Origin of the sequence: Robertmurraya mangrovi, from assembly GCF_034427655.1 — a bacterium.
Classification (GTDB): domain Bacteria; phylum Bacillota; class Bacilli; order Bacillales; family Cytobacillaceae; genus Robertmurraya_A; species Robertmurraya_A mangrovi.
The window spans coordinates 55,174-80,337 of the sequence record NZ_JAXOFX010000011.1 but is presented as its reverse complement, the minus strand read 5'-3'; the positions used below and the strand labels follow the sequence as shown (position 1 = coordinate 80,337).

General features: G+C 35.0%; 28 protein-coding genes. 21 read left to right on the top strand and 7 right to left on the bottom strand.

The genetic code is table 11. The annotated features are described in order from the left end of the window. Nucleotides 1-29 precede the first annotated feature (29 nt). Nucleotides 30-485 carry a chemotaxis protein CheX gene (locus SM124_RS15835; RefSeq protein ID WP_322447492.1) on the bottom strand — a complete coding sequence of 152 codons (456 nt, stop codon included), beginning with the start codon at nt 483-485 and terminating at the stop codon, nt 30-32. 311 nt (nt 486-796) lie between these two features. On the opposite strand from SM124_RS15835, the gene SM124_RS15830 reads away from it, so the two are divergent. The 8 genes from SM124_RS15830 (at nt 797) to SM124_RS15795 (ending at nt 10,359) form a co-directional block, all read left to right on the top strand. Continuing rightward, complete coding sequence (locus SM124_RS15830) at nt 797-1,882, top strand: type III polyketide synthase (protein WP_322447491.1); 1,086 nt, start codon at nt 797-799, stop codon at nt 1,880-1,882. Further along, nucleotides 1,883-2,446, top strand: a complete 564-nt coding sequence (locus SM124_RS15825) for an isoprenylcysteine carboxyl methyltransferase family protein (protein WP_322447490.1) — start codon at nt 1,883-1,885, stop codon at nt 2,444-2,446. A gap of 733 nt (nt 2,447-3,179) precedes the next feature. Further along, nucleotides 3,180-6,830 (top strand): dynamin family protein, encoded by a 3,651-nt coding sequence (locus SM124_RS15820; RefSeq protein WP_322447489.1) that lies wholly within the window; start codon nt 3,180-3,182, stop codon nt 6,828-6,830. 20 nt (nt 6,831-6,850) lie between these two features. Further along, nucleotides 6,851-7,600, top strand: a complete 750-nt coding sequence (locus tag SM124_RS15815; RefSeq protein ID WP_322447488.1) for a nucleotidyltransferase domain-containing protein — start codon at nt 6,851-6,853, stop codon at nt 7,598-7,600. A gap of 8 nt (nt 7,601-7,608) precedes the next feature. Further along, nucleotides 7,609-7,794, top strand: a complete 186-nt coding sequence (locus SM124_RS15810) for a hypothetical protein (protein WP_322447487.1) — start codon at nt 7,609-7,611, stop codon at nt 7,792-7,794. Further along, complete coding sequence (locus SM124_RS15805; protein WP_322447486.1) at nt 7,791-8,621, top strand: sulfurtransferase; 831 nt, start codon at nt 7,791-7,793, stop codon at nt 8,619-8,621. The genes SM124_RS15810 and SM124_RS15805 overlap by 4 nt, the downstream gene beginning before the upstream one ends. Nucleotides 8,622-8,754: 133 nt before the next feature. After that, nucleotides 8,755-9,372, top strand: coding sequence for a hypothetical protein (locus SM124_RS15800; protein WP_322447485.1), 618 nt, complete (start codon nt 8,755-8,757; stop codon nt 9,370-9,372). Nucleotides 9,373-9,471: 99 nt separating this feature from the next. Next, entirely contained in the window at nt 9,472-10,359 is an 888-nt protein-coding gene (locus SM124_RS15795) for a 5'-3' exonuclease (RefSeq protein ID WP_322447484.1), read from the top strand. Nucleotides 10,360-10,408: 49 nt separating this feature from the next. On the opposite strand, the gene sspL is transcribed toward SM124_RS15795, so the two are convergent. After that, complete coding sequence (gene sspL, locus SM124_RS15790; protein ID WP_322447483.1) at nt 10,409-10,552, bottom strand: small, acid-soluble spore protein L; 144 nt, start codon at nt 10,550-10,552, stop codon at nt 10,409-10,411. Between the two features lie 94 nt (nt 10,553-10,646). On the opposite strand from sspL, the gene SM124_RS15785 reads away from it, so the two are divergent. Together SM124_RS15785 and SM124_RS15780 are read left to right on the top strand one after the other, a co-directional pair. Beyond that, nucleotides 10,647-11,108 (top strand): divergent PAP2 family protein, encoded by a 462-nt coding sequence (locus tag SM124_RS15785; RefSeq protein ID WP_322447550.1) that lies wholly within the window; start codon nt 10,647-10,649, stop codon nt 11,106-11,108. A gap of 63 nt (nt 11,109-11,171) precedes the next feature. Beyond that, the gene (locus SM124_RS15780; protein WP_322447482.1) at nt 11,172-11,438 is read left to right on the top strand and encodes a DUF6123 family protein; all 267 of its coding nucleotides are present in this window, start codon (nt 11,172-11,174) and stop codon (nt 11,436-11,438) included. 31 nt (nt 11,439-11,469) lie between these two features. Here the strand turns inward: SM124_RS15780 and SM124_RS15775 are convergent, their stop codons facing one another. The 3 genes from SM124_RS15775 to SM124_RS15765 form a co-directional block, all read right to left on the bottom strand. After that, nucleotides 11,470-12,396: a DMT family transporter gene (locus SM124_RS15775; protein ID WP_322447481.1), complete on the bottom strand. Its 927-nt coding sequence runs from the start codon at nt 12,394-12,396 to the stop codon at nt 11,470-11,472. Between the two features lie 22 nt (nt 12,397-12,418). Next, nucleotides 12,419-12,808, bottom strand: coding sequence for a reverse transcriptase-like protein (locus SM124_RS15770; protein ID WP_322447480.1), 390 nt, complete (start codon nt 12,806-12,808; stop codon nt 12,419-12,421). Between the two features lie 348 nt (nt 12,809-13,156). Further along, entirely contained in the window at nt 13,157-13,825 is a 669-nt protein-coding gene (locus tag SM124_RS15765) for a queuosine precursor transporter (protein ID WP_322447479.1), read from the bottom strand. 164 nt (nt 13,826-13,989) lie between these two features. On the opposite strand from SM124_RS15765, the gene SM124_RS15760 reads away from it, so the two are divergent. Both SM124_RS15760 and SM124_RS15755 read left to right on the top strand, forming a co-directional pair. Continuing rightward, nucleotides 13,990-14,646, top strand: coding sequence for a ribonuclease H family protein (locus SM124_RS15760; protein ID WP_322447478.1), 657 nt, complete (start codon nt 13,990-13,992; stop codon nt 14,644-14,646). A gap of 14 nt (nt 14,647-14,660) precedes the next feature. Continuing rightward, nucleotides 14,661-14,849, top strand: coding sequence for a zinc-finger domain-containing protein (locus tag SM124_RS15755; RefSeq protein ID WP_322447477.1), 189 nt, complete (start codon nt 14,661-14,663; stop codon nt 14,847-14,849). 67 nt (nt 14,850-14,916) lie between these two features. Here the strand turns inward: SM124_RS15755 and cspD are convergent, their stop codons facing one another. Then, nucleotides 14,917-15,117: a cold-shock protein CspD gene (gene cspD, locus SM124_RS15750; protein ID WP_268337208.1), complete on the bottom strand. Its 201-nt coding sequence runs from the start codon at nt 15,115-15,117 to the stop codon at nt 14,917-14,919. Between the two features lie 519 nt (nt 15,118-15,636). On the opposite strand from cspD, the gene SM124_RS15745 reads away from it, so the two are divergent. The 9 genes from SM124_RS15745 to mntR all read left to right on the top strand — a co-directional run bounded on the left by SM124_RS15745 (nt 15,637) and on the right by mntR (nt 24,734). Further along, the gene (locus SM124_RS15745; RefSeq protein ID WP_322447476.1) at nt 15,637-16,677 is read left to right on the top strand and encodes an HD-GYP domain-containing protein; all 1,041 of its coding nucleotides are present in this window, start codon (nt 15,637-15,639) and stop codon (nt 16,675-16,677) included. 110 nt (nt 16,678-16,787) lie between these two features. Further along, complete coding sequence (locus SM124_RS15740; RefSeq protein ID WP_322447475.1) at nt 16,788-17,075, top strand: hypothetical protein; 288 nt, start codon at nt 16,788-16,790, stop codon at nt 17,073-17,075. A 226-nt stretch (nt 17,076-17,301) separates the two neighbouring features. After that, nucleotides 17,302-18,225, top strand: a complete 924-nt coding sequence (locus SM124_RS15735) for a metal ABC transporter solute-binding protein, Zn/Mn family (RefSeq protein WP_322447474.1) — start codon at nt 17,302-17,304, stop codon at nt 18,223-18,225. Nucleotides 18,226-18,240: 15 nt separating this feature from the next. Then, nucleotides 18,241-18,990 carry a metal ABC transporter ATP-binding protein gene (locus tag SM124_RS15730; protein WP_322447473.1) on the top strand — a complete coding sequence of 250 codons (750 nt, stop codon included), beginning with the start codon at nt 18,241-18,243 and terminating at the stop codon, nt 18,988-18,990. Then, nucleotides 18,987-20,300 (top strand): metal ABC transporter permease, encoded by a 1,314-nt coding sequence (locus tag SM124_RS15725; RefSeq protein ID WP_322447472.1) that lies wholly within the window; start codon nt 18,987-18,989, stop codon nt 20,298-20,300. Before SM124_RS15730 ends, SM124_RS15725 begins: the two co-directional genes overlap by 4 nt. Then, nucleotides 20,297-21,163 carry a metal ABC transporter permease gene (locus tag SM124_RS15720; RefSeq protein WP_322447471.1) on the top strand — a complete coding sequence of 289 codons (867 nt, stop codon included), beginning with the start codon at nt 20,297-20,299 and terminating at the stop codon, nt 21,161-21,163. The genes SM124_RS15725 and SM124_RS15720 overlap by 4 nt, the downstream gene beginning before the upstream one ends. Before the next feature lie 97 nt (nt 21,164-21,260). Beyond that, nucleotides 21,261-21,776 (top strand): GNAT family N-acetyltransferase, encoded by a 516-nt coding sequence (locus SM124_RS15715; protein ID WP_322447470.1) that lies wholly within the window; start codon nt 21,261-21,263, stop codon nt 21,774-21,776. 103 nt (nt 21,777-21,879) lie between these two features. Further along, the gene (locus SM124_RS15710) at nt 21,880-24,021 is read left to right on the top strand and encodes a DNA topoisomerase III (RefSeq protein ID WP_322447469.1); all 2,142 of its coding nucleotides are present in this window, start codon (nt 21,880-21,882) and stop codon (nt 24,019-24,021) included. Between the two features lie 278 nt (nt 24,022-24,299). Continuing rightward, nucleotides 24,300-24,734: a transcriptional regulator MntR gene (gene mntR / locus SM124_RS15705; RefSeq protein WP_322447468.1), complete on the top strand. Its 435-nt coding sequence runs from the start codon at nt 24,300-24,302 to the stop codon at nt 24,732-24,734. A 49-nt stretch (nt 24,735-24,783) separates the two neighbouring features. Here mntR and SM124_RS15700 read toward each other — a convergent pair whose 3' ends face one another. Next, the gene (locus SM124_RS15700) at nt 24,784-25,005 is read right to left on the bottom strand and encodes a DUF3892 domain-containing protein (RefSeq protein ID WP_322447467.1); all 222 of its coding nucleotides are present in this window, start codon (nt 25,003-25,005) and stop codon (nt 24,784-24,786) included. Nucleotides 25,006-25,164: the final 159 nt, after the last annotated feature.

Genomic DNA, 25,164 nt, shown 5'->3' with positions numbered 1-25,164 from the left:
GAAAAAAGGCGCTTTCGCATGAAAGTGCCTTACTTCATCTCAACCATTAAAATTACTTCAATCATGCCAAGGTTTTGGATATGTATAGGTAATTTAAATGCTTTTTCAAAACCATAAACTTTTGTTTGTCCAACAAAAACTGTTGGAGGAGTAATATCCATATCGAATCCTTTTTGTGCAATGGTTGTTGATAAGTTACCTGCAATCATATTCCCAAGTTCACCAGCAAAAGATTCAAGCATTTCACCTTCTAGGATCATGCCAAACATACCCTCACCGATTTTTCCGAAGATCTCTTCACTACCATTAATGATAATTCGTCCTCTAACATCACCTGTCATCCCGATTAACACACCTACAGAGTGCTGTGTAAACGGTTGAGAAAATAGTGAAGGCTTGTCTACAGCAACTTCAAAAGGAAGTACTGATTTGACTGAATCGATAGTCCCGTTTAATATATCAGTTACACTTTTCGTTAATGTCACAAAACATTCCCCCAACACTCGATTAAATCTAATATTATCATAAATTTTCTGATTTTATAGTATTGATTTTTAAAAAGTGTTAAAAAAAGGATAAGTAATAAGTAATAGTTATAAAGTTGCGCTTCAACTGGAAAAGATTATATGATGAATATCATTTATAAACCCCTTATAATAGGAATTGCACAGCAACTCCTTCAAGACGTTAATTCCTCCAAGTCATTTGGGGGATTTTTTTTTTGCCTCTTACCGCATAAATTTACCCTTTATGGAAATGTTAACCTCATATTGTACATCAATAAAGGAGAGAGATTATGCCTTCTATTTTGTCGGTTGCCGAAGCAATCCCTTCTTATCAAATCAATCAAGATGAAGTGTTAAATTTTTCACGAGAACTCTTCTCCGATTCCTTTAAAGATATCGAAAGACTTTTAAAAGCTTTTCAAAATGGTGAAATTGAAAAACGTCATTTTGCCAAAGACATAGAGTGGTTCAGTAGTGATAAAACATTTGAAGAAAAAAACAATGCCTATATAGAGAATGCAGTTGAGCTGGGTAGTAAGGCAATTGTTAATTGTTTACATAGCTCCAAATTCCTTAAAGAAAAAGTTGATTTCACTGAAATAGATGCCATTATAACAATTTCAAGTACAGGGCTTGCTACTCCAAGTATTGAAGCTAGAATCATGAATCTCTTATCCTTTTCAGAACATACAAAAAGAATACCCATTTGGGGATTAGGGTGTGCTGGGGGAGCTAGCGGACTATCAAGAGCGTATGAATATTGTCTAGCTTCCCCAAAGGCAAAGGTTCTTGTATTAACTATTGAGTTATGCAGCTTAACTTTCCAAAGAAATGATCACTCCAAGAGTAACTTAATTGGAACGTCCTTATTTGCTGATGGGGTTGCATGTGCCTTAGTAGTGGGTGATGATGTTGAGCGTAAAGAGATTCAAAAAATGGACTCTATTCCTTCCATATTTGCTACTCAATCAACAACCATGAAACATTCACTTGATGTCATGGGGTGGGATGTTAAAAATGAGGGATTATACGTCATCTTTTCAAAAGATATCCCTTCCATTATTGAAAAATGGTTAAAACCTAATGTTTATCAATTACTAAATCAATACGATATAGAAATGAAGGATATTGAACATTTTGTTGCTCATCCTGGAGGGAAAAAAGTACTGCAAGCATATGTTCATTCATTAGACTTAACAGGTGAAAAAATTGAAGTTTCACAGGCGGTATTAAGAGAGTATGGCAATATGTCCTCTTCAACTATATTGTACGTACTTAGACGGTTTATGGAAAAAGCAGAAAAAGGGGAGTTAGGATTAGCAACAGCATTAGGGCCTGGTTTTAGCTCAGAACTCTTATTGTTAAGGTGGGTATAAATGTTATTTACCATTTTCTTAGCATTCATATTGACGCAAAGAATTTTTGAATTATTTGTAGCCAGAAATAATGAAATTTGGATGAAGAGTAGGGGAGCATTAGAGTTTGGGAAGACCCATTATGTTTTTATGGTTCTCATTCACTCTTTATTTTTTGTCGTTTATACCGGAGAAGTATTCTTACTTGAAAAACAAATTAGCCCAGTTTGGCCATTTCTATTAATCATCTTCATCTTGACACAAACTGGGCGTATTTGGGCCCTTTCATCGTTAGGAAAGTACTGGAATACCAAAATTATCGTCCTACCAAATGCAGATATAGTGAAAAAAGGGCCCTACCGGTTTTTAAAGCACCCTAACTATGTAATTGTGACCATTGAATTTATCGTTATTCCATTAATGTTTCAGGCCTACTTTACTGCATTCATCTTTTCTTTTTTGAATGTATTGATTTTATCAATTAGAATTCCGGCAGAGGAGAAAGCATTAAAAGAACTAACAGAATATGAAAACGAATTTCTAAAATCCAACCGATTTGTACCAAATATCTTTAAAAAATGGTAACCATTCTAATCAGTAATTGAAAATGATTCTCTTTCATGATAAAGTTTTAGTAAGCTTGATATTAATTCTCACTCTCAAATCATGAGGAAGGTGTTAAGGAATGGTAACTATATTTATCATAGCTACAATAGGCATCTACACATACTTAGCAAAATACATATTAAAAAATGTTAGTAAAGCTGCATTAAACAAGTAATTTTATCTATAAAAAATATATTTAATGAGGGGCTTTCCTCAAAAGGTCATTATAAAAATGATTTTTTGAGAAAAGCCCTCTTTTTATAAGGCTACCGATTTTTTGAATGGTTCTAGTAATTTTGTCCGTTGATTTCCGGTCCAGGCACTTGCTTTTCGTGACCTCGTAAGGTTTCTTCCTTGCATCCTTTATTTATAACAGGAAGTTAAAAACCACGTTTATAAGCAAAACAAGTTGATCGGAGCGGAAGGTGCTTGACTCCTAGGGGATTAGCGTTGCAGGCGAGACCCCACAGGAGCTTGCGACGAGGAGGCTCGCCGAACGCCCGAGGAAGAATCGTTCTTTGAAAAAATCGGCTTTAGGATTTTTTCTTTATTCTTCCCCCAGGAAAGCAAGCACCTGGAGCGGAGATCAACCGCTTCTCCACTCACCAAAAATACGCATTACGAAACACCTCTACATATATAAAGATAGGAAAACTGAAGTAAATCAGTTAAAATATGATTAATTAAATCGAACAACAAGGGGTTAGAAATAATGGTTCAAACGTTACATCAACAAGAAAAGACTGAATTATTAATAAAAACAGCTGCTTTACATTCTTTTTGTAAAGACAATAAAGATACCGAAACAGCTAATAAAGCAAAACAATTAGCACTAAAGCTTGAAGAACGTGAATTTTCGATTGCCTTTTGTGGCCACTTTTCTGCAGGTAAATCAAGCATGATAAATAAATTAATTGGCGAAAACCTTCTGCCTTCAAGCCCTATACCAACAAGTGCCAATTTAGTTAAGGTAAAAACAGGGGACGAATACGCAAAAGTATTTTTTAAAGAAGGGAAGCCAAGGCTATATCCTGCTCCATATGATTACGAACAAGTAAAGTCATTTTGTAAAGATGGTGACCAAATTCAAACAATTGAAATCAGTCATGCAACCGATGTCTTACCTAGTTCGGTTGTGATCATGGATACGCCGGGGATAGACTCTACAGATGACGCCCATCGAATTGCTACTGAATCTGCCTTACATTTAGCAGATTTAGTTTTCTATGTAATGGACTATAATCATGTTCAGTCTGAATTAAATTTCTTATTTACAAAGGAGCTAACGGCTGCTGGTAAGGAAGTTTATTTAATCATTAATCAAATAGATAAACATCGTGACGAAGAGCTCAGCTTTGATCAATTCAAAAATAGTGTTAAGGAATCCTTTGCAGCATGGGGAGTAAAGCCTTCACATATTTTTTATACTTCATTAAGGGAAGAGCAACATCCTAAAAATCAGTTTAAGGAACTTCAATCGTTCATCCATTCGAAAATCGAGCAACGAGATGAATTATTATCGGTCTCTGTTTTTCATTCGTTAAAAAAGTTAACGGAGGAGCACATCAGTTTTTTACAAAACATAAATGAAGAAAATCTAGCTAAATATGAAGAAGAGTTGTCATCCCTTTCTGAACTAGAGCAACAAGAGCTAATTTATCGAGTTCCTCAGTTAAAGGACGAAATAAACGAGTTAGCTTTATCATTAAAAGATAGAGAAATCGAACTTACTAATGAAATAGAATCTGTATTGAAAAACGCTTATTTAATGCCGTTTCAAACTAGAGAATTGGCTGAATCATACCTGCAATCTAGACAGCCTGACTTTAAAGTGGGACTTTTCTTTTCCAAACAAAAAACAAACCAAGAAAGAGCAGAACGCTTAGAAAAGTTCTATGCAGATTTAATAGATAAAGTAAAATCACAACTGGAATGGCATGTGAAAGAATTATTTTTAACTATTTTAAAAGAAGAGAATATCCATGACACTACCTTGTTATCACAAATTCAAGCAATCACCATTCACTTTGAACAGGGGCTATTGGAACAAGCGGTGAAAGAAGGAGCACGTTTATCAGGTGAGTATGTGCTCAACTATACAAATGATGTAGTGGAACAGATTAAGAAATTGGCTAGATTAAAAGTAAGCGATATCAAACAAGCATATTTATCGATAATAGAAAATAAACAGTCAAAAGAAAACCAAAAGCTAAATGTTGAACTAAATAAAGCTACTCAATTATCTAAAGCTTGGCAAAATAAACAAGAGATTCTTGATAATCAAACGGCTGCTCAAATTCATCTTGAACAGTTAATATCTGGTCACTTTAATCAAGAAACCTTCATTGGCAAACTGCAAGAACTTCTTGAGAACCAGGAAGAAGTAGAAGTGATTTATGATTCCTTACAGAATTCAATTCAAGATAATCCTGTAAAACTAGTCAAGACAGAGATACAGGAAGAGGAAAGTAGATCTTCTGAAAATAACAGTCAAATAAATATGGAGATATTAGTAAATAGATTGAAGAGTACAGCAGGTGATCTAGAGAAGGTCCCAGGGTTCAAAAAAATTACAGCGGAACTAATTCAAAAAGCAGAACGCCTAGAAAATCAAGGGTTTACAGTGGCCCTTTTCGGTGCTTTTAGTGCGGGTAAATCGTCATTTGCAAATGCGTTAATAGGGGAGAAGCTACTACCAGTATCTCCAAATCCGACAACTGCTGCCATCAATAAGATCATGCCTGTTGATGAACAACATCCACATGGAACAGTAAAAGTTAAATTAAAAGATGCTAATGTCTTGTTTAATGACGTAAGCCGTTCCCTATCTGTTTTTAATTTTAAAGCTGGTCACTTCGATGATGCTTTAAAACAAATAAAAACAGTTATCGACAATGTTGATGATTTCGATGCTAACGAGAAAACTCACTATGCTTTTTTACATGCATTTTATCGTGGATTTGAAGCTTATAAGGAGCATTTAGGAGAAGTTATATCTGTAGATCTAAATGAATTTAGACAATTTGTAGCTAATGAGGAGAAGTCATGTCTTGTTGAAACCATTGAAGTTTATTTTGATTGCGAATTAACAAGAAAAGGCATTACTTTGGTGGATACTCCTGGTGCTGACTCTATTAATGCTCGTCATACAGGTGTTGCATTTGAATATATAAAAAATTCAGATGCCATTCTTTTTGTAACTTATTACAACCATGCATTCTCAAAGGCAGACAGAGAATTCTTGATTCAATTAGGAAGAGTGAAGGATGCGTTTGAATTAGATAAAATGTTCTTCGTTGTTAATGCTATTGATTTAGCAAATGATGAGCAAGAAATGAACGATGTATTAACATATGTAGAAGATCAATTAGTTGCTTACGGGATTAGACGTCCTCATTTGTTCCCAATTTCAAGCTTGTTAGCTATTGAAGAGAAACTGACAAATCAATCACTGAACTCGAGATTGGATGCATTTGAGAAACAGTTCTACTCATTTATTACACATGATTTAACTGACATTGCTGTTACTGCAGCTAATAATGAATGGAATCGTGCAGTTGAATTATTAAGAAGTTATATTCACTCTTCTCAAGAAGATAAAGAGTTAAAGGAACAAAGAAAAGATAATTTAAAATTAGAACATAAAGAAATGGAAGGACTCATTAGAAAAGAAACCGCTGAAATCTTACTACCTCGTCTGAATCAGGAATCAGACGAATTAACCTATTACATTAAGCAGCGTGTATTCTTGAGATTTAGTGATTTCTTTAAGGAATCATTTAATCCATCTGTACTAAAGGATGATGGCAGAAATCTTAAGAAGGCTTTAGCAAATGCTTTAGATGATTTCCTTCAAACCATTGGTTTTGATTTTGCACAAGAGCTTCGTGCAACAAGTCTAAGGTTAGAAGTATTTATTGGTAAACTTTTAGAACAGTCATTCCAATCAATTGTAGATAAAGCGAATCATGTAAATCCTGATGTTTCATTTAGTTCATATGAAATGTCATCATTAGCTTCTCTAGAATTCGAGTCGGCTTTTGAACATCTTGAAAAAGAAGAATTTAAAAAAGCAATGTCCTACTTTAAAAATCCTAAATCTTTCTTTGAAAAGAATGAAAAGAAGTTAATGAGTGAGGAGCTTGAAAAAAATCTCCAACTACCAGCTGAAACTTATCTTGAAACTGAAAATAATAGACTAAAAAATGTCTATGGGATGGAGTTAACAAAAGAATTAAGTTCCCTAATTAATCATATGTGTGAGGAAGCTAAAGAATATTATGAAGGTATGTACGCTGCCCTAAGTAATGAAATTCCAATTGAGCAGCTTCAACAATTAGAGAAAAAAATCTCGAACTACTAATTTTTGGCAATGGAGTATATATGGAAAACGTACTTAGGGAATTAGAGCATGATTACAATATTGAGATTTTATTTGCTTGTGAAGCTGGTAGCCATGTATGGGGCTCATCTTCAGAGGACTCAGATCTAGATCTACGATTTATTTATAAACAAAAAGATTTACGTTCTTACTTGTCTCTTGAAAAGCTAATTGATGTTATTGAAATAAACAACGAAATAGACATTCATGGCTGGGATATTCAAAAGGCTTTACAATTACTAAGAAAATCAAATCCAACTTTGTATGAGTGGGCTTTTTCACCTGTAGTATATTTCGAAAAAAATTCTTTTTCAGAAAAGCTGAAACAGATGATCATGAATCATTACTCTCCTTATTCACTAGTGATGCATTACATTCACTTAATGGCTAGGAATATTAAGGAAGTAAAAGGATGTCATACATTTAATTTAAAGAGACAAAAGCAATTAATCCAAGCGGTAAAAAGTGTTTTGATTTGTCATAATTTTTTCGTTAGTCATTCCATTAGGAGTCCTTTTTTCCTTAGTGACATTTTACAAAGCCAAACAACCAATCCGTTTGCTAAAAGTTATCGTCAACTAGTTGAAGCAAAAATCATGAACAAAGTAGTTCCTAATCATTTTTATGTGGACCTCTTAGACCGATTAGAGATTGAAAAGGTGTCCCTATTAGAAAAAGTAAACGAACTCGGAAGAGGGAATGATTGTAAGGACCAGTTAAACGAGTGGCTTTGGGAGCTACTAAACATATAGGGGGAAATATGGAAAATCCATTTCATGCATGTGCAACATGTACACATTTTCGTCCTGAAAAAGTAGAAAACGGGATGAGGTACTTTTGTAATCGATTAGGATATGACACGAAGCCCGACTATCAATTTAATTGTTGGACACCTAAAGAACATGTAATAAAGTTGATGGAGAAGCGGAAGGAGGAGAGAAGTTGAAAACATTTATTAGCAATGAATGGTTACTTGAACATTTGGAAGATGAAGAAGTTCGAGTGGTTGACTGCCGGTTTAAACTAGGTAATCCAAACGAAGGTAGTTCTTTATTTCAAACGAGTCATCTTCCAGGTGCCATATATTTTGATTTAGAAAAGGATTTATCTAGTGTAGTAAGAGAGCATGGTGGTAGACACCCCCTACCAAAGTTGGAACAATTTAAATGTCTATTAGAAAAGTCAGGAATATCAAACTCTACCACAGTTGTTGCATACGACGGAGGGGAAGGTGCGTTTGCTTCACGTTTATGGTGGCTTTTAAAATATGTAGGTCATGAAAAGGTCTTTATTTTAGATGGTGGTTTTCGTTCCTGGGAACAGTCTAGTTTTCCTGTTACTAATAATATTGTCCAATATAATCAGGCTGAATATATTTTGGATATTCAAAAGGATATGCTAGCTTCCTACCTTGATGTAAAACAGGCAGTAGAATCAAAAGATGCTATCCTAATAGATTCCAGAGAAACGAAACGCTATATGGGTGTAGAAGAACTAATCGATAAAAAAGCGGGACACATACCAGGGGCTCATAATTATGTATGGCTTGAAGGGTTCCAAAATGGCCATTTTAAAGAGCCGTATGAGCAAGCAAACAGATTCCATAACCTAGATAAGTCAAAAGAAGTCATTGTCTATTGTGGATCAGGAGTAACGGCAACACCAAATGTCATTGCACTAAAAGATGCGGGATTTACAAAAGTTAAGTTATACGCAGGAAGTTTTAGTGATTGGATATCCTATGAGGAAAATGAAGTAGCCACAAAAAATTAATTTACTAAAATAAAAATACATGGGTGCCAGCAAACCCATGTATTTTTTACTGTAGTGTTCAATATAAAGGGATTATTTGTAAGAAAAATGATATAATTTAAGGGCTTTAAAAAATGATTGGAGGATAAACTGGATGATTTCAAATGGCTATACTGTTACAAAAAAGAAAAAAACAGATTTTATTCAAAAGCTAGTCCCAACTGCTATTATTCTAATACTATCGTCTGTCTTTTTACCCATTTTTTTTCTAGGACCCATCCAAGGCCTGATTTATCAACCAAAAGGATATTGGCTTTATGAACCACCGAAGTCTGCCTATGTAACGTTTATCATTTGCGTATTGGTAATTGCCTTTCTACTAATCTTATTTGCCTTTTTAGCTAGTAAAGGTGCCATTAATAGAATAACGAAAAGTTTGATAGTGATATCTACAGTTGCCTCTATTGCTGTAATAATATTATGTTTTAATAACTATCATTATGTCGATAAAGAAGGGATTCATATAAATCCACTGTTTGGATTTGAAGAAAAAAGTTACTCTTGGGATGAAGTAACCGAAGCTAGACAAACGGTAAAAGTAAAAATGGGGATAATGAGTGGCGATGAACTCATTCTTAGTTTTAATGACGGAAATAAATATGCTTTATTGTTAAACTCCAACGTAATTAAAGCGAGAGTGGCTATGTATTTTGAGTTGGAGGAAGAAAGAGGCATTAAGATTATTTATGAGGACGCAGAAGGACAGAGTTAAAATGGGGCTTAAAATGATTACCAACTGATTTATAGGTGTTTCCATGGTATAATTAATTTTATGACTTTGAACTAAGAATTTGTTAGGAGGAACGCACCTATGGAACAGAAACCAACTTTAATGCTTGTAGATGGTATGGCACTTTTATTTCGTGCATTTTTTGCAACAGCTGTTACAGGACAATTTATGATCAATTCTAAAGGGGTTCCGACAAACGGTATACATGGCTTTGTTAAGCATTTCTTAACAGCTGTTTCTTCCTTTAAACCCACTCACGTAGCTGTATGTTGGGATATGGGAAGTAAAACTTTCAGAACAGAAATATTTCAGGATTATAAAGCAAATCGATCAGAAGCACCTGTTGAGTTAATACCTCAATTTGATTTAGTTAAAGAAGTAGTTGAAGCTTTCAATGTACCTAACATTGGATTAGCAGGGTATGAAGCAGATGATTGCATTGGTACGATTGCTAAAAATATGGACGGGGATTTAAATATTAGTATCTTAACTGGAGATAGAGATATTTTACAACTTCTAGATGAACGAGTTTCCGTTATTTTATTACAGAAAGGATACGGAAATTATCTTGTTCACACTCCTGAAACTTTTTATGAAGAAAAAGGAATTTCTCCTAACCAGATGATAGATCTAAAAGCTCTAATGGGCGATCCAAGTGATAACTATCCAGGCGTTAAAGGAATTGGAGAAAAAACTGCATTGAAACTTGTCCAACAATTTGAACATGTTGAGGGCATTGTTTCCAATTTGGATCAGTTAACAAAGAGCCAAAAAGCTAAAATTGAGCAAGACTTAGAGATGCTATATTTGAGCAGACAATTAGCTGAAATTAAGTGTGATGTACCAATTGAGTATTCTTTAGAAGAAGCAATTTTAAATTATAAACATGATCACGTACTGAATAAATTTCAGGAACTTGAGTTTAAAGGGCTTCACAAAATGCTACAAACAGAAAAAGAATACGCATAATATAGAGAGGTTGATTCGAGTGATCAACCTCTTTTTTTACATTCAATTATTATATCTTTGTATTACTTTTCTTCGCTCTATTTTCTAATTCACTCTTAGGACTTTTAGTAAGTTCTGCATCTTGTCCATATCCTTGTGGATTCACGCCTGGAGCTTTTGTTCCTCTATTTGTGTGACTGTTTTTTCCACCCACTAAAAACACCTCCCATCAACAAACAATCGTTTATATTGTACCCATAGCGCATAATCTCACTCCATCTTCTTCACAATAATATAGAGGTGAGATGATGAATAAAGGAGTTTATGTTGCGTTATTTAGTATTGGGCTAGCACAAGGTTTGAAAATTCCCATTCACTTTGCAAAAAATAAAGAATGGCGACCTGAATTGTTTTTTCAAACGGGTGGGATGCCAAGTTCCCACTCAGCTGGAGTAGCTTCTTTAACCACTTATATTGCTCTAGAGCGCGGAGTACCTACTATAGATTTTGCATTGTCTCTTGTATACGGATTAATTGTCATGTATGACGCACAAGGAATCCGTCGTCAAACAGGAGAGTTAACATTAAAGGTCAATAACATGGATGAATTGGTGTCTAAGCTCCGTCATGACGAAAGTGTGAAGTTTGAAGAAAAGACACCAAAAAAATTAAAAGAAATGTTAGGACACCAACCAGAAGAGGTCGTTGGTGGAGCGTTATTGGGAGTTTTAACAGGAACTTTAGGGCATTTTTTATTCAAAAAAAGATAGAAGTTTGTCGAAAGCTGAGGTAATATTTAGTAGTTAGGTTATTGGGAGAGGGATGGAAGTAGGATGAAGACAGAGGATTATCTACAAAATCTAATTGGGAAAGGGTTTCATTTCCGAGAGGATGCCATTGGATTTATTTATTTCGGCAAACAATACACAAATGCTTCAGATGAACTAACAAACACGGCGATTGAGCTGACACTTAAGGCACAGAAAACGTTTGATGGTAGCTTCTACGTTTCTGTACTTGAAACATTAATGACCAATAAAATAAATACAAGAGCTGAGGCCATTAAGTTTGTGAAGCAAAAAAACTTGCTGGCTATCTAAATAATAAAAAGGCGTGTAAAAGACACGCCTTTTATACTGCTTTTTTACGTTGTTTTATTTTTTTGAGTAGAAATCCTTTACCCATTGGTAGTTCGGCAAATAACATACCTGCTAAAATCAGTAAGCAGCCAATTAATGCACTTGTTGATAATCTTTCATTTATCCAAAGATAAGCCGTTGCTGCTGCAAAAACAGGCTCCATAGCAAATATTAATGCCACTCTAGTTGGAGTAGTGAACTTTTGAAAATTCGTTTGAGCAAAGAAGGCTAAGGCAGTTGCAAATACGGCTGTCACTAAAAGCGCAAAAATGACCTCTGATCGGAACAAGACACTTGGGCTAAATGCAGTCATATAGTCTTCTGTGATTAAGGAAAACATGAAAGAACAGATGGTTACTGTAGCAATTTGAATCACTGTTAGTAATAGACTTGGATATTTACTACTGTATTTACCTGTAAAAATAATATGCATCGCAAAACCAATAGCACAGAAGAAAACTAGAACATCACCTTTATTTAAAGCGGTCATATCCGTCATTGTAAGCATGTATAGACCAACCGTTGCAATAACTACACCAATTACGGCATTTTTGCTAGGACGCTGTTTTAATAGAATGATAGATAATAAGGGCACCATTACCGCACAAAGACCCGTAATAAAACCAGCCTTTGACGATGTAGTGTATAAAAGTCCAACGGTTTGAAAAGCATAGCCGACAAACAACCAAACTCCCATAATTACACCAGAAAACAATAACTTTCTATTAAGGTGAGAGAGTTGCTTTCTTTCAAATAGAATTAACCAACCCCCGAGAAGTAGTGTAGCTAATAAAAAACGAACCGCATTAAAAGAATGTGGGGGAAGGGATGCAATGGCGTTCTGGACGACCACAAAAGTAGCACCCCAAACAAAGGTAACTAATAACAAGCTAATATCCGCAAAAAGTGTTTTTTTCATTCTTACTTAACGTCCTCTCTAGTTAGTTATTCTTTCGGACAGCAGCTCTTGCGAGTTCGTCGGCCGTTTTGTTTTCTACACTTGGGATCCACTTCATAAAAAACAAATCCAGTTGTTTGGTCAATTGCAAAGCTTCTTCAAGAAGAGGAGCATATACTTTATTTTTGACAAATTCCTTTTCTACCGCTCGGTTGACAAGCTCAGAATCGGTTCGGAAAGATACTACTTTATAGCCTTTTTCAATACAAATATGTAGAGCTTTTATAAAAGCGTAGTATTCGGCTTCGTGGTTGCTCATTTCTCCTAATGGTATGGAGTAACGTTCAACCGTTCCATTGTTTTTTATAAAAATCCCCGCACCACTTGGACCGGGGTTCCCTGCACTAGCACCATCAATATATATCTCAATCAAAATAATTGCCTCCATTTAAAATATAGATAGTAAATAGCCAAAGCATTTATAAATATATGTTAGTTTACCATAGAATTCAAAATTATAGCACAGCTGAATTTATAAGGTTGTATCTAACTGTTTATTATTTTTGCATATATACAATACCCGTTCCTTTCCGCTCCAGGCACTTGCTTTCCGCGGGGAGGAAGTCGAGCCTCCTCGACGTCCCGTCTGTGGGGTCTCGACCTTTCCTCTATTTCCCGCTGGAGTCAAGTGCCTTCCGCTACAATCCACTCAATGCTCAACTGTTGTTAATAGAAACAATCTTTATAAAAAGTCAAAAATAAAGACACCATCAAGGCGTCCTTACTTCATTCGTTTTGCTATATATCCAAAAGGAGTATCAAGTACAGCTATAAGTGCTTTTAGGAAATAAGTTGTTAAAAAGATTTGCCAGACATCCTGGATTGGATAGACACCTATAAAAGCAATAGTGGTAAAAACAAGTGTATCTAGCAATTGGCTAATTAAAGTACTTCCATTATTTCTTATCCAAAATTGGTTGTCTTTAGGAAATTTATTTTTTAAATAGGAAAAGATATAAACATCGGTGAACTGACTAACTAAATACGCTAAAAGGCTTCCTAAAGCAATTCTTGGTAAAAGAGAAAAGATGGTATTCAAGGAATCATGGGCAATATCTATTTCATGAGGTTTAAATAGTAAAACCATCTGCATAATAATGGTCATAGCAGTTAGTGTTAAAAAGCCGATCCATACTGCCTTTTTTGCTTCATCCTTACCATACTTTTCATTTAGTATATCTGTTACTAAAAAAGCAGTTCCGTACATAGCATTTCCTAAAGTGGCTGTTAGACCAAAAATTTCAATTGTTTTCACTACTTGTAAGTTGGCTAAAACGGTAGAAAATCCAATCCACACAAATAATCCTGTTTTACCGAACAATCGATAAAAGGCTAGTACAAATAGGAAATTAATGAGTACAAATATGAGGCCAAACCATTCATTAAACATCTATGTTCCTCCTTCATAAAAATAATTGGTAAAATTACTTTGACTATTATAGCGTTAACCCTTCATTATGGGAATCAAGAAGTCTTCAAGGTGTTACTATATATAGTTACCAAATAGCCCATTAAAATAATGATATTGATTGAAGAATAGAAAGGGTTGAGAAGATGAAATATCAAATTGAGTACAAATATAAATTAAAAGGTAATGAACCGATTCAATTCACCTCTGAATGGATTGATTCAGAGGTTGCAATCTCCATGGGGGAAGAACTTGAGAAAAGTGGAAGAGCCATTGATCTATTGTTTTATGATGAGATCGGTTCTTCTTGGACAATGAAAGAGGTAAAAAAATTAACAGCAGAAATTGAAGTTGAACCACATGATGCGGTTCTCTACTTTGATGGGGGATTTAATAATGAAACAAATGAAGCGGGACTAGGAGTTGTGATATATTACAAACAGGGGAAAAAGAAATATAGACTTCGTGCAAATGAACGAATTTCCGAAATGGATACGAATAATGAAGCAGAATATGCTGCCCTTTATTTTGCTTTAGATTTGTTAGAAGAGTTAGGCGTTCATCATTTACCTTGTGATATTAAAGGTGACTCTCAGGTCGTGTTAAAGCAATTGGAAGGCGATTGGCCATGTTATGAAGAGAATTTAAATCGCTGGCTTGATCGCATTGAAGAAAAAATTAAGAAACTTGGCATAGAACCTAGATATAATGCAATCTCACGAAAAGACAATAAAGAAGCAGATAAGTTGGCCACACAGGCTCTTGAAGGGAAGATTGTAAATAGTAAGATGCAAGTCATCTAGAAAGGAAAGAACAGATGGACAGGAAGCAAATACTTTCAGAAGTTGAAGAAATGATGAGTAGCTATTGTAAAGGTTGTTTTGTTTATAAACATTATAAGAATGAAAAAGGAAGACGTTTCGCCCATCGTTTCTGTATAAATGAATGTACAGTCGGGGAACAGATTAAAAAATATGGGGAAAAACTCTCTCTTTCACAATCATAACCGTATTCAAACTAAAAGGCTGGCAAAATGAATTTGCCAGCCTGAATCATATATGTTCTATTATGAATTATAATTTAACAACGTTAGAAGCTTGAGGTCCACGGTTTCCTTCAACGATTTCAAAAGAAACTTCTTGTCCTTCTTCTAATGATTTGAATCCGTCACCTTGGATTGCTGAGAAGTGTACGAATACATCGTCTCCACCTTCAACTTCGATGAATCCAAAACCTTTTTCATTGTTAAACCATTTTACTTTACCGTTTTGCATAAAAATTTCCTCCTAAGCCATTCAAGACACCAAAGTGCCCTAGTGTAGATTACCATTTCTCAGTCTATATTTAAGCTAATTATGGAACTAGCGGGAATATATTCTGCTAAATGATGCTTATAATATACACGAATCCCCCTGTTCAGTCAAGGATTCTACTATTATTTTTACATAAATTATAAGAAAAGTTGAACTATTATCATTAGTCAGTTTATAAGGTTGATATTATCTTCACCTTTGAATTAAGAGATAACAATATTCTTAGTAAAGTTAGTTTATCTAAATTAATTAAACTGGAAAAATCTGAGTTGATTGGAGCGGAAGGCACTTGACTCCAGCGGGAAGTAGAGGAAAGGTCGAGACCCCACAGACGGAACGTCGAGGAGGCTCGACTTCCTCCCCGCGGAAAGCAAGTGCCTGGAGCGGAAATTAACGGACAAAATATCAAGCTAATACAAAATTATAAGGTAATAACTATCTATTAATAAATTTCTCTTTTTTCAAAAGAAATCTTTTGTTATGATTTACATAAATATACCAATTATGGAGATTTGCGGTGATGAAGTGACAAAAGGTAATTTACCTTTAGAATGGAATAATAATAGACCCTTAACACTCCCAGAAATTGATCATATCCTTCATTCTATGAAAATCAATCAGGTTGAATATAACTTTGATCATAAAACTAATGTAAATAGTAAAGTAGAAATTAAGAAGATAAGTAGAGAGATAGATCTCGCCTCAAAACAAATGGAAGATATTTTTAAACATATTGGTAGAGGAGGGGACGTACCGCTATCTGAAATAAAAAAGGACATTCTTCCAACTATTAAACAAGCTGCTGAAATTCCCCATTTATATCATTTGTTTTACGAACTAAATTCAAAAGACGAGTATACGTATAGACATATGATTTGTGTGGGTATTATAGCTACGATGATTGGAAGGTGGATAAATCTTCCTAAAGAAGAACTAGAACACCTTACATTAGGGGCAACCTTACATGATGTTGGAAAAACTAAAATTAGTAATGATATCTTAAATAAACCTGGAAAACTAACAAAAGAAGAGTACGAGACCATGAAACTACACACTATGTATGGTTACGAACTTTTGAAAGGAATAAAAGGCTTAGATGAAAGGGTGGCAATAGTAGCCCTTCAACACCATGAGAGGGAAGATGGCGGAGGTTATCCCTTTAGATTAGTAAACCGACAAATTGATATCCATTCGAAAATCGTTGCAATAGCGGATGTGTTTCATGCAATGTCTTCCGCAAGAGTGTATCATAAAGCAGCTCCTTTGCATGTAGTGATTAAGCAAATGCAAGAAGATGCTTTTGGGAAGCTTGACCCTAATATACTACTTGTATTCTTATATAAAATGATGAACAGTTTGACAGGTAAACAAGTACAGTTAACAAATGGAGCGGAGGGAACCATCATTATGATCCACCCGTATGATCCTCTTCGTTCACTAGTAAGAGTAGAAGATACGTTAATTGACTTACGTTATAACAAGCATCTACAAATTGAAAAAGTTTTAGAAGACAATCAATAAATAGATGGTCATAAAACGAAGATGTCCTCATATCCTTTTAAATAAGTATGATCTAAAAGGAATCCAATTACTTAACAGAATAATTTTAACAAAGTTAAAAGGGTGAGGACATGTACCGTTTTTCGATAGATAAAGAGGATTGGATTTTACGATTTTCGCCTAATGTCCATATTGAGAAAGATGTAAAGCAAGCTATCGTTTCTTCCATCATTCATATGGGTAAAGATTTATCAACTTTTCCACACGGTGAGTCTTTCTTATTATTTACCGAATCATTAGGAGTCATTATTTTTAATATCGAAAGAGTTCCATCCTTAATTTTAAAGTTAGTCACCGTTGTTCCAAAGGATCAATGGTACAAACAAAATGGTTCAATTATTGAAAAATACAAAGGTTGAATTAAAAGGCTGTAAACAAGGTGAGAGTATATACTCCCTTCGTTTACAGCCTTTTTTATTTTGAAAATTATCTTGACAAGAGTTTTGTTAAGTTTAAAATGTTGGTTAAGGTAAACTTTTATGTAATTAACTAAAATTTATAGTTTTGTAGAAAAAAAGTGCACGTAATAAAAAAATGTGCATACATTTAAAAAACAAGGATTATAAAAATTAATGAGGTGAAGAAATGCGAAAATTAGTATCACTCTTTTTAACTATGACACTTGTGTTCTTGGTAGGTTGTACAGCAAATACTTCAAATACTAAGAATGATGACAAAATTAATGTCACTACAACCATCGGACAAATCGCTGATGCTGTAAAAAATATCGGTGGAGATAAAGTGAATGTTCAAAGTTTAATGGGTCCTGGTACCGATCCACATCTTTATAAGGCGACTCAAGGGGATATAGCTAAATTACAAAATGCAGATATCATCTTTTACAATGGCCTACACCTTGAAGGAAAAATGCTAGAAGTATTTGAGAAAATGAATGGTGAAAAACCGACTTATGCCATTGGCGAAACGATTGCTGAAGACCTACTTTTAAATGATTCCGCAAATCAAAGTGCAATAGATCCTCATATTTGGTTTGATATTGATCTCTTTAAGCAGGCGTTAGAAAAAGTAAAAGAGGGTTTGATAGAAGTTGACCCAGATAATCAATCTTATTATGAGGAAAACGCAAGGCAGTATTTTGCGAAGCTTGACGAGTTAAAGGCTTTTGCTGAAGAAGAAATGGGGAAAATTCCAGCAGAGCAAAAAGTGTTAATTACTGCCCATGATGCCTTTGGATATTTCGGTGCAGCTTATGGACTGGAAGTAATGGGACTCCAAGGTCTTAGTACAGATTCTGAATATGGCTTGGGCGATGTTCAAAGCCTTGTTGATACACTTGTTCAGCGTAATATTAAAGCTGTTTTCGTTGAATCAAGTATCTCTGAACGTTCAATAAATGCCGTAATTGAAGGAGCAAAGAAGAGAAATCATGAAGTGAAAATTGGCGGAGAATTATATTCAGATGCGATGGGCGAGGATGGGACAGAAGAAGGAACTTATATTGGAATGTATAAACACAATGTAAAGACCATTGTAGAGGCACTTAAATAAGGGGTGGTGATCAGGGTGAATCCTGTTGAAATTAAAAATCTAACAGTTGCTTACCAAAAAAAGCCTGTATTATCAGACGTTAGTTTTGAAGTACCTGAAGGAAAGTTAATTGGAATTATTGGACCTAATGGTGCAGGGAAGTCCACCTTAATTAAGGCAGTATTAGGGTTAATTCCAAAAGCTTCAGGGGAGATAAAAATTTTCGGTAAAAATTATAACGCAAAGGACAAAGTGGTTGGATATGTCCCGCAAAGAGGTTCAGTTGACTGGGACTTTCCGACAAACGCATTGGATGTTGTTCTCATGGGAAGATATGGTCATATCGGCTGGTTTAAACGGCCTTCGAAAAAGGATATGGAACTAGCAATGGAATGTTTACGAAAAGTGGGAATGGAATCGTACAGTAACCGCCAAATTAGTCAGCTATCTGGAGGTCAACAACAGAGGGTGTTCTTAGCGAGAGCATTGGCCCAGGATGCAAAAATCTACTTTATGGATGAACCTTTTGTTGGGGTAGACGCAGCAACCGAGAGAGCGATTGTTGATCTTTTAAATGAGTTGAAAAAACAAGGAAAAACAGTCTTAGTCGTCCATCATGATTTACAAACGGTAAAAGATTATTTTGATCATGTAATTTTATTGAATATGAGAACGATTGCGGAAGGTCCTACAGAAGACACATTTACCATAGAAAACCTTCATCGTACGTATGGAGGAAAACTAGCATTCTTAGAAAAAGATCGAGTGATGGTGAATCAGAAATGAGTGATTTAAATTTACTCCAAATGATTCTTTATGATGCCAATACTCAGTGGGTGCTTTTAGGAACAATGCTTTTAGGAATAGCAAGTGGTGTATTAGGGAGTATCGCCTTATTGAGAAAACAAAGCTTAATTGGAGATGCTGTGGCACATGCTGCATTGCCGGGGATATGTATTGCATTTTTATTAATTGGTGAAAAGTCATTGGTTGCATTATTAATTGGGGCAACCATTACAGGGCTAGTAGCTGCTTACTGTATTCAATTTATTACAGCCACCTCCATATTAAAAGAAGATACGGTCATCTGCTTAGTATTGTCTGTATTTTTCGGGTTTGGTATCGTTCTATTAACAAAGGTCTCTCAATCCCCAGCAGGCAACAAAAGTGGGTTAGCAGATTTCATCTTTGGTCAGGCTGCATCACTTGTTGGAAATGATGTCAAACTAATGGCTGGTACAGCGTTTATTTTAATACTAGTCACTAGTTTACTATTCAAAGAATTAAAATTATTAACCTTTGATCCTGCATTTGCAAAAGGACTAGGTTTACCTACTAAATTTTTAAATTTCTTATTTCTAACTTTATTAGTTGCAGCTGTTGTTATAGGAATACAGGCGGTTGGTGTCATTTTAATGGCAGCGTTATTAATTACCCCTTCTATAGCAGCTAGATATTGGACCAATTCACTTGGAAAAATGATTATCTTATCAGGATTATTTGGAGCTATATCAGGTATGGCAGGAACCTTACTAAGTACATTTGGAAGAGGATTAGCTACAGGTCCATTTATTGTAGTAAGTGCCACTTTGTTATTTTTCTTATCGATGCTCTTTGCTCCTGAAAGAGGTTTAGTTATCAAGTGGATGAGAAGAATAAAATATAACCGGAAAACGAAAGAAGAACAAATTTTAAGAACGATTTATAAGAATTTGGAAGATTGCTATTTAAAATCGGGCCTAGAGGAATGTTTGGTGACAACAAATGCTGTGGCAAGTGAATTAGCTTTCTCAGAAAAATTAACTCTAACCATCTTGGGTGATTTGTTAAAGAAAGGCTACCTTACTCAATCTGGGAATGAGTGGTCTCTAACTAACGAAGGTCTTTTTAAAGGATACTTGTTAGTAATGAAACAAAGGGTGGGAGAAATTTGCTTAATGCATAGAGAAGAATTCAACGAAGAAGAACAAGACCAACTAACTAGTAAAGTGATTGATAAACCGACAGATCCGATTGCAGAGAGAATTATTTATCTTCTCGATCAATATAATATGAAGCCTGCCATCTCTCCATATGAAGGGAAGGGACTAACATGAGCTATGAACTATGGATACTAACAGTTGGTTCTTTAGCAGGTATGACTTGTGGAATGGTTGGGTGTTTTCTTATTCTTCGGAAGCTGGCTATGCTAGCAGATGCGATTAGCCATTCTGTTTTATTAGGAATTGTGTTGGCTTTTCTGATTAGTCAAAGTATGAGTGGAATTTATATGTTAGTAGGGGCTGCGATGGTTGGTTTAATAACCGCATTTTTAGTGCAGTTATTTTCTAGTAATGGAGTGCAAGAGGATGCATCAATTGGGGTAGTTTTTACATTTCTATTTGCAGTTGGCGTCATATTAATTTCTCTCTATGCAAATGATGTTCATCTAGATGTTGACCATGCGTTAATGGGAGAAATCACATTTGTGCCTTGGGATTTAGTTCAGTGGTGGTTTTTACCTCCTTTACCAAAAGCATTCCTCATGCTCTCTATCGTGTTTATTTTAAATATCATCATTATTGTCCTTTTCTATAAGGAATTTAAAATTACATCTTTTGATCCGCAAATGGCTGCTGCTATAGGAATACCCGTTTTACTGATTCACTATTTATTAATGGGGATGGTTTCAATTACAACGGTTGCCTCGTTTGATAGTGTAGGGGCGATTCTAGTAGTCGCCATGCTTGTTGCTCCAGGAGCTTCTGCTTATTTACTAACAGATAAACTAAGTGTCATGTTAGTCCTAAGTGCTCTGTTTGGAGTAATGGCCGCCGTGGCTGGATATTATTCCGCTACTTGGTTAAATGTATCGATTTCGGGTAGTATGGCTTCACTAAACGGGATCATTTTCCTTCTCGTGTTTCTCTTTTCCCCAACAAAAGGGTTAATATCCAAAAAGCTCAGCTCCTCCATATAAATTGTGGGGAGCTTTTATGATGTTAAATAATCCTTATGTGAGAAATTACTTTAATATATAATAGGGAATATAACAATATTTTCCTAGGTGGTCAAAAATGAATATTTCAATTAAGTTACTCAGTATAGAAGACGCACGTAGTTTATATGATTTTGAACTGGAAAATAGAGCATATTTTGAAACCTTTGTTCCTGGAAGAGGTGAAGATTACTACATATATGAAAATTTCTTGGCATCATTAAAAGATTTACTTAAAGAACAAGAAGAAGGGGTTTCATATTTTCACCTTATTATAAATGAAGCCAATCAAATCGTTGGAAGAATGAACTTAGTTGATGTTGATAAGGAAAAGAGACAAGGATCGATTGGCTATCGAGTTGGAAAGTCTTACTTAGGAAAAGGTGTTGCTTCAGTGGCACTCCAGCTACTTTTACAAGAGGCAATAATGGAATATAGTGTAAACGAGTTTCTAGCAAGCACAACCAGCAATAATGTTGCATCCCAAAGAGTTCTCGAAAAGAATAACTTTGTCCTACAGTCAGTGGATAAAAAGAAGATTGTATGGGAGGACGGAGTGAAATATGATTTTTTAAACTATATTAGAAAATCATAGTCATCTTTATCGATGCTTATTTATTAGCTCTTTACTAAAGTCACCGTAAGGGATTAAAATATATATCTATTAAAAGTAGAGATTTGAATTAAGGAGTTATCATATGAAACTCATTATTGCGGAAAAACCTGATCAAGGAATAACCCTTGCTTCTGTTTTTAAAACAAAAAAGAACCAGGGGTTTGTTGAAATCCTTCCAAATGAAGTCTTTCCAAAAGGAGCTTTCGTAACATGGGCAGTCGGCCATCTTTGTCAGCTCGTTCCGCCAGAGAATTATAATCCATCATGGAAAAAATGGTCCCTACAAACCTTGCCTATTTTTCCGACACAATTTCAATATGAAGTAACTAAGGATAAAGTTAAGCAATTCAGCATAATAAAAAAATTAATTAATCATCCTGAAATCTCCGAAGTCATTCACGCAGGTGATGCCGGGAGAGAAGGTGAATTAATTGTTAGAAATATTTTAAGGTTAACAAGATCACCTCATCCAATGAAGAGATTATGGATTTCTTCCTTAACACCAAAAGCGATTAAAGAGGGTTTCCAGTCTTTAAAGGATGAAACAGATACGAGGAGTCTATATTTCGAAGCATATACTCGAGCTTGTGCAGATTGGGTAGTAGGAATGAATGCTTCAAGGCTCTATAGTTTGCTCTTACAACAACAAGGATTTTCGGACGTATTTTCAGTTGGTAGAGTTCAAACGCCAACATTAGCTTTAATTGTAAAAAGAGAGCAAGAAATCGAAAACTTTGTTTCCGAACCATTTTGGGAAGTACAAGCCCATTTTTTAGTTGATGGTAAGAAGTACAAGGGTAAATGGGAGAAAGACGGGGAATCTAGAGTAACATCGAAAGAAATGGCTGATAAAATCGCCGAATTCTGTAAGGATAAACCTGCAGTAATTAAAGATATTCAAGCTGATAAAAAGGAATACCTTCCCCCGTTACTCTATAATTTGTCTACACTTCAGGCAGAAGCAAATAGACGATTTAAATTCCCACCGAAAAAAACGTTAGATGTACTCCAAAAACTTTATCAAAAAGGGAATGTCTCCTATCCACGTTCTGATTCGAGGCATGTAACAAAGGGGGAAGCAGACACTTTTCCTGAGATATTAAAAAAAATCGAAAACTTTAACGATTATCAAGAACTATTTCCACTTCCCATTCCATCAATTACTAGTAATAAACGATATGTTGATGATAAAAAAGTAACAGATCACTATGCGATTATTCCGACTGAACAAGTCCCAAATATTGATAAGCTAAGTGGAGATGAACAGAAGCTATATGACCTTATTGTCAGAAGCTTAATCGCTGCTCATTATGAAAAAGCAGTTACAGAATATACAACTGTTCATACGCTAGTCGATGGAAGAGCCGAATTTATTTCTAAAGGAAAGGTTCAACTCGAAGAAGGATGGAGAAAGGTGATTCCCCAGCAAGAGAAGGATAAGGATCCCCTACTTCCTAATCTAGAGATAGGGGAAGAAGGGAAAGTTTCTAAAGTTGAAGTGAAAGAAAGTAAAACTCAACCGCCCAAAAGATATACAGAAGGGCAGTTGATTACCCTTATGAAAACAGCAGGTAAGTATATAGAAGATAAAGAACTTGAAAAAGTGCTAATGAGTACAGAAGGATTAGGTACAGAAGCGACTCGAGCCGGAATTATTACGATGTTAAAGGACCGGAAATATATAGATATTACGAAAAATATGGTCTATGCAACTACAAAGGCAAAAATCTTAATTGGTGCTATTGGTGAAGAAATATTGGCTTCCCCAGAAATGACAGCCAAATGGGAACAAAGATTGAAGGATATCTCAAAAGGAGAAGCCTCTCCAAAACAATTTATGGAACAAACAAATAAAATGATTTCACACATTATTTCAGCTACAGTAAAAGATGCAGAGGGTTGGTCTTTTACACAAGAAGATCAAGATAACTTTATTCCTGGTAAACAAAGGAAGGCTCGTGTGGTTAAGTTAGGAAAATGTAAAAAATGCGATGGTTCTGTAGTAGATAAAGGAAGCTTTTATGGATGCTCGAATTACCGTAAAAATAACTGTGATTTTACCATTTCGAAAAAGATAATGGGAAAAACCATTAGCCAAAACAATGTGAAAAAATTGTTGGATGAGGGCCGAACTGACTTGATAAAAGGATTTCAAAAGGAAGACCGTTCTTTTGATGCTTTTCTGATTTGGGAAGCCACTCGTGTTAAATTACAGACAACTTAAGTTAGCAGTTAGTTTAAAGGACTTAGCCACCGGTTGAGTCCTTACATTTTTAGTTAACAAGCCTTATCTTTTCAAAATTGCCCCAATTTCTTGTCTACCTTTTCCAACTATAGTAAAATTTGAATATGCTCTTTTCACGAAAAAAATTGAAAGAGCTTACATTTTTTTTGTTTAATCAAAGATGCCTAGTTTGTTTATTACTTGCACCTAATAAAATCATCATATAAACTTTAAAGTCTGACGAAGTAGAATGAATGATGCATGGAGGGTCACACTAGATGCCAACACCTAGTATGGAAGATTACATAGAACAAATATATATGCTAATAGAAGAAAAGGGATATGCACGAGTTTCAGATATTGCAGAGGCGCTTTCTGTTCATCCCTCCTCTGTTACTAAAATGGTCCAAAAGCTTGATAAAGATGAATATCTTGTATATGAGAAGTACCGAGGATTAGTTTTAACAACAAAAGGGAAAAAAATAGGTAAGCGACTCGTTTATCGTCATGAACTATTAGAACAACTACTTCGAATGATTGGCGTAAAAGAGGAAAATATATATACAGATGTAGAAGGAATTGAACATCACTTAAGTTGGAATGCAATTGACCGTATTGGAGATTTAGTTCAATATTTTGAAGAAGATTCAAAACGAGTTGAGGAACTACGTCAAATACAACTAAAAAATGAAGACAATGATTTATCAAATTAAACCAACTACCTTGATTTTATAAAATGAGGCCTGACATTGAGTCAGGCCTTTAATATATAGAAGGAAATTCATCAAAGTTCTCTCTTGCTAATGGAATTAAAGAAGGAATCTCCATTTCGATGGAAGGGGATATATTAAGTCCTTCTAATACTCCTTGTTCTACCTCCTGAATGGCTTTTCGATAAGAAATAATTCGCCCCCCAGAAGTTTTAAAATTAATAATGTCTCCTAAATGATTCCGTTGTACCGCCACTATTTGTTCAGTATTCATCTAAATACCTCCGACCTTGGTGTCTTAAAGAGAAACAAAAATAATATATTGTTTATTGTGGTACTATTTTTTGCAATGTAATCAAAGGGTTTTTACTTTTTTTAGCGAAATAGACGAAATACGAAACTTTTCTAGGAAAAAACAGTATATAACAAGTGA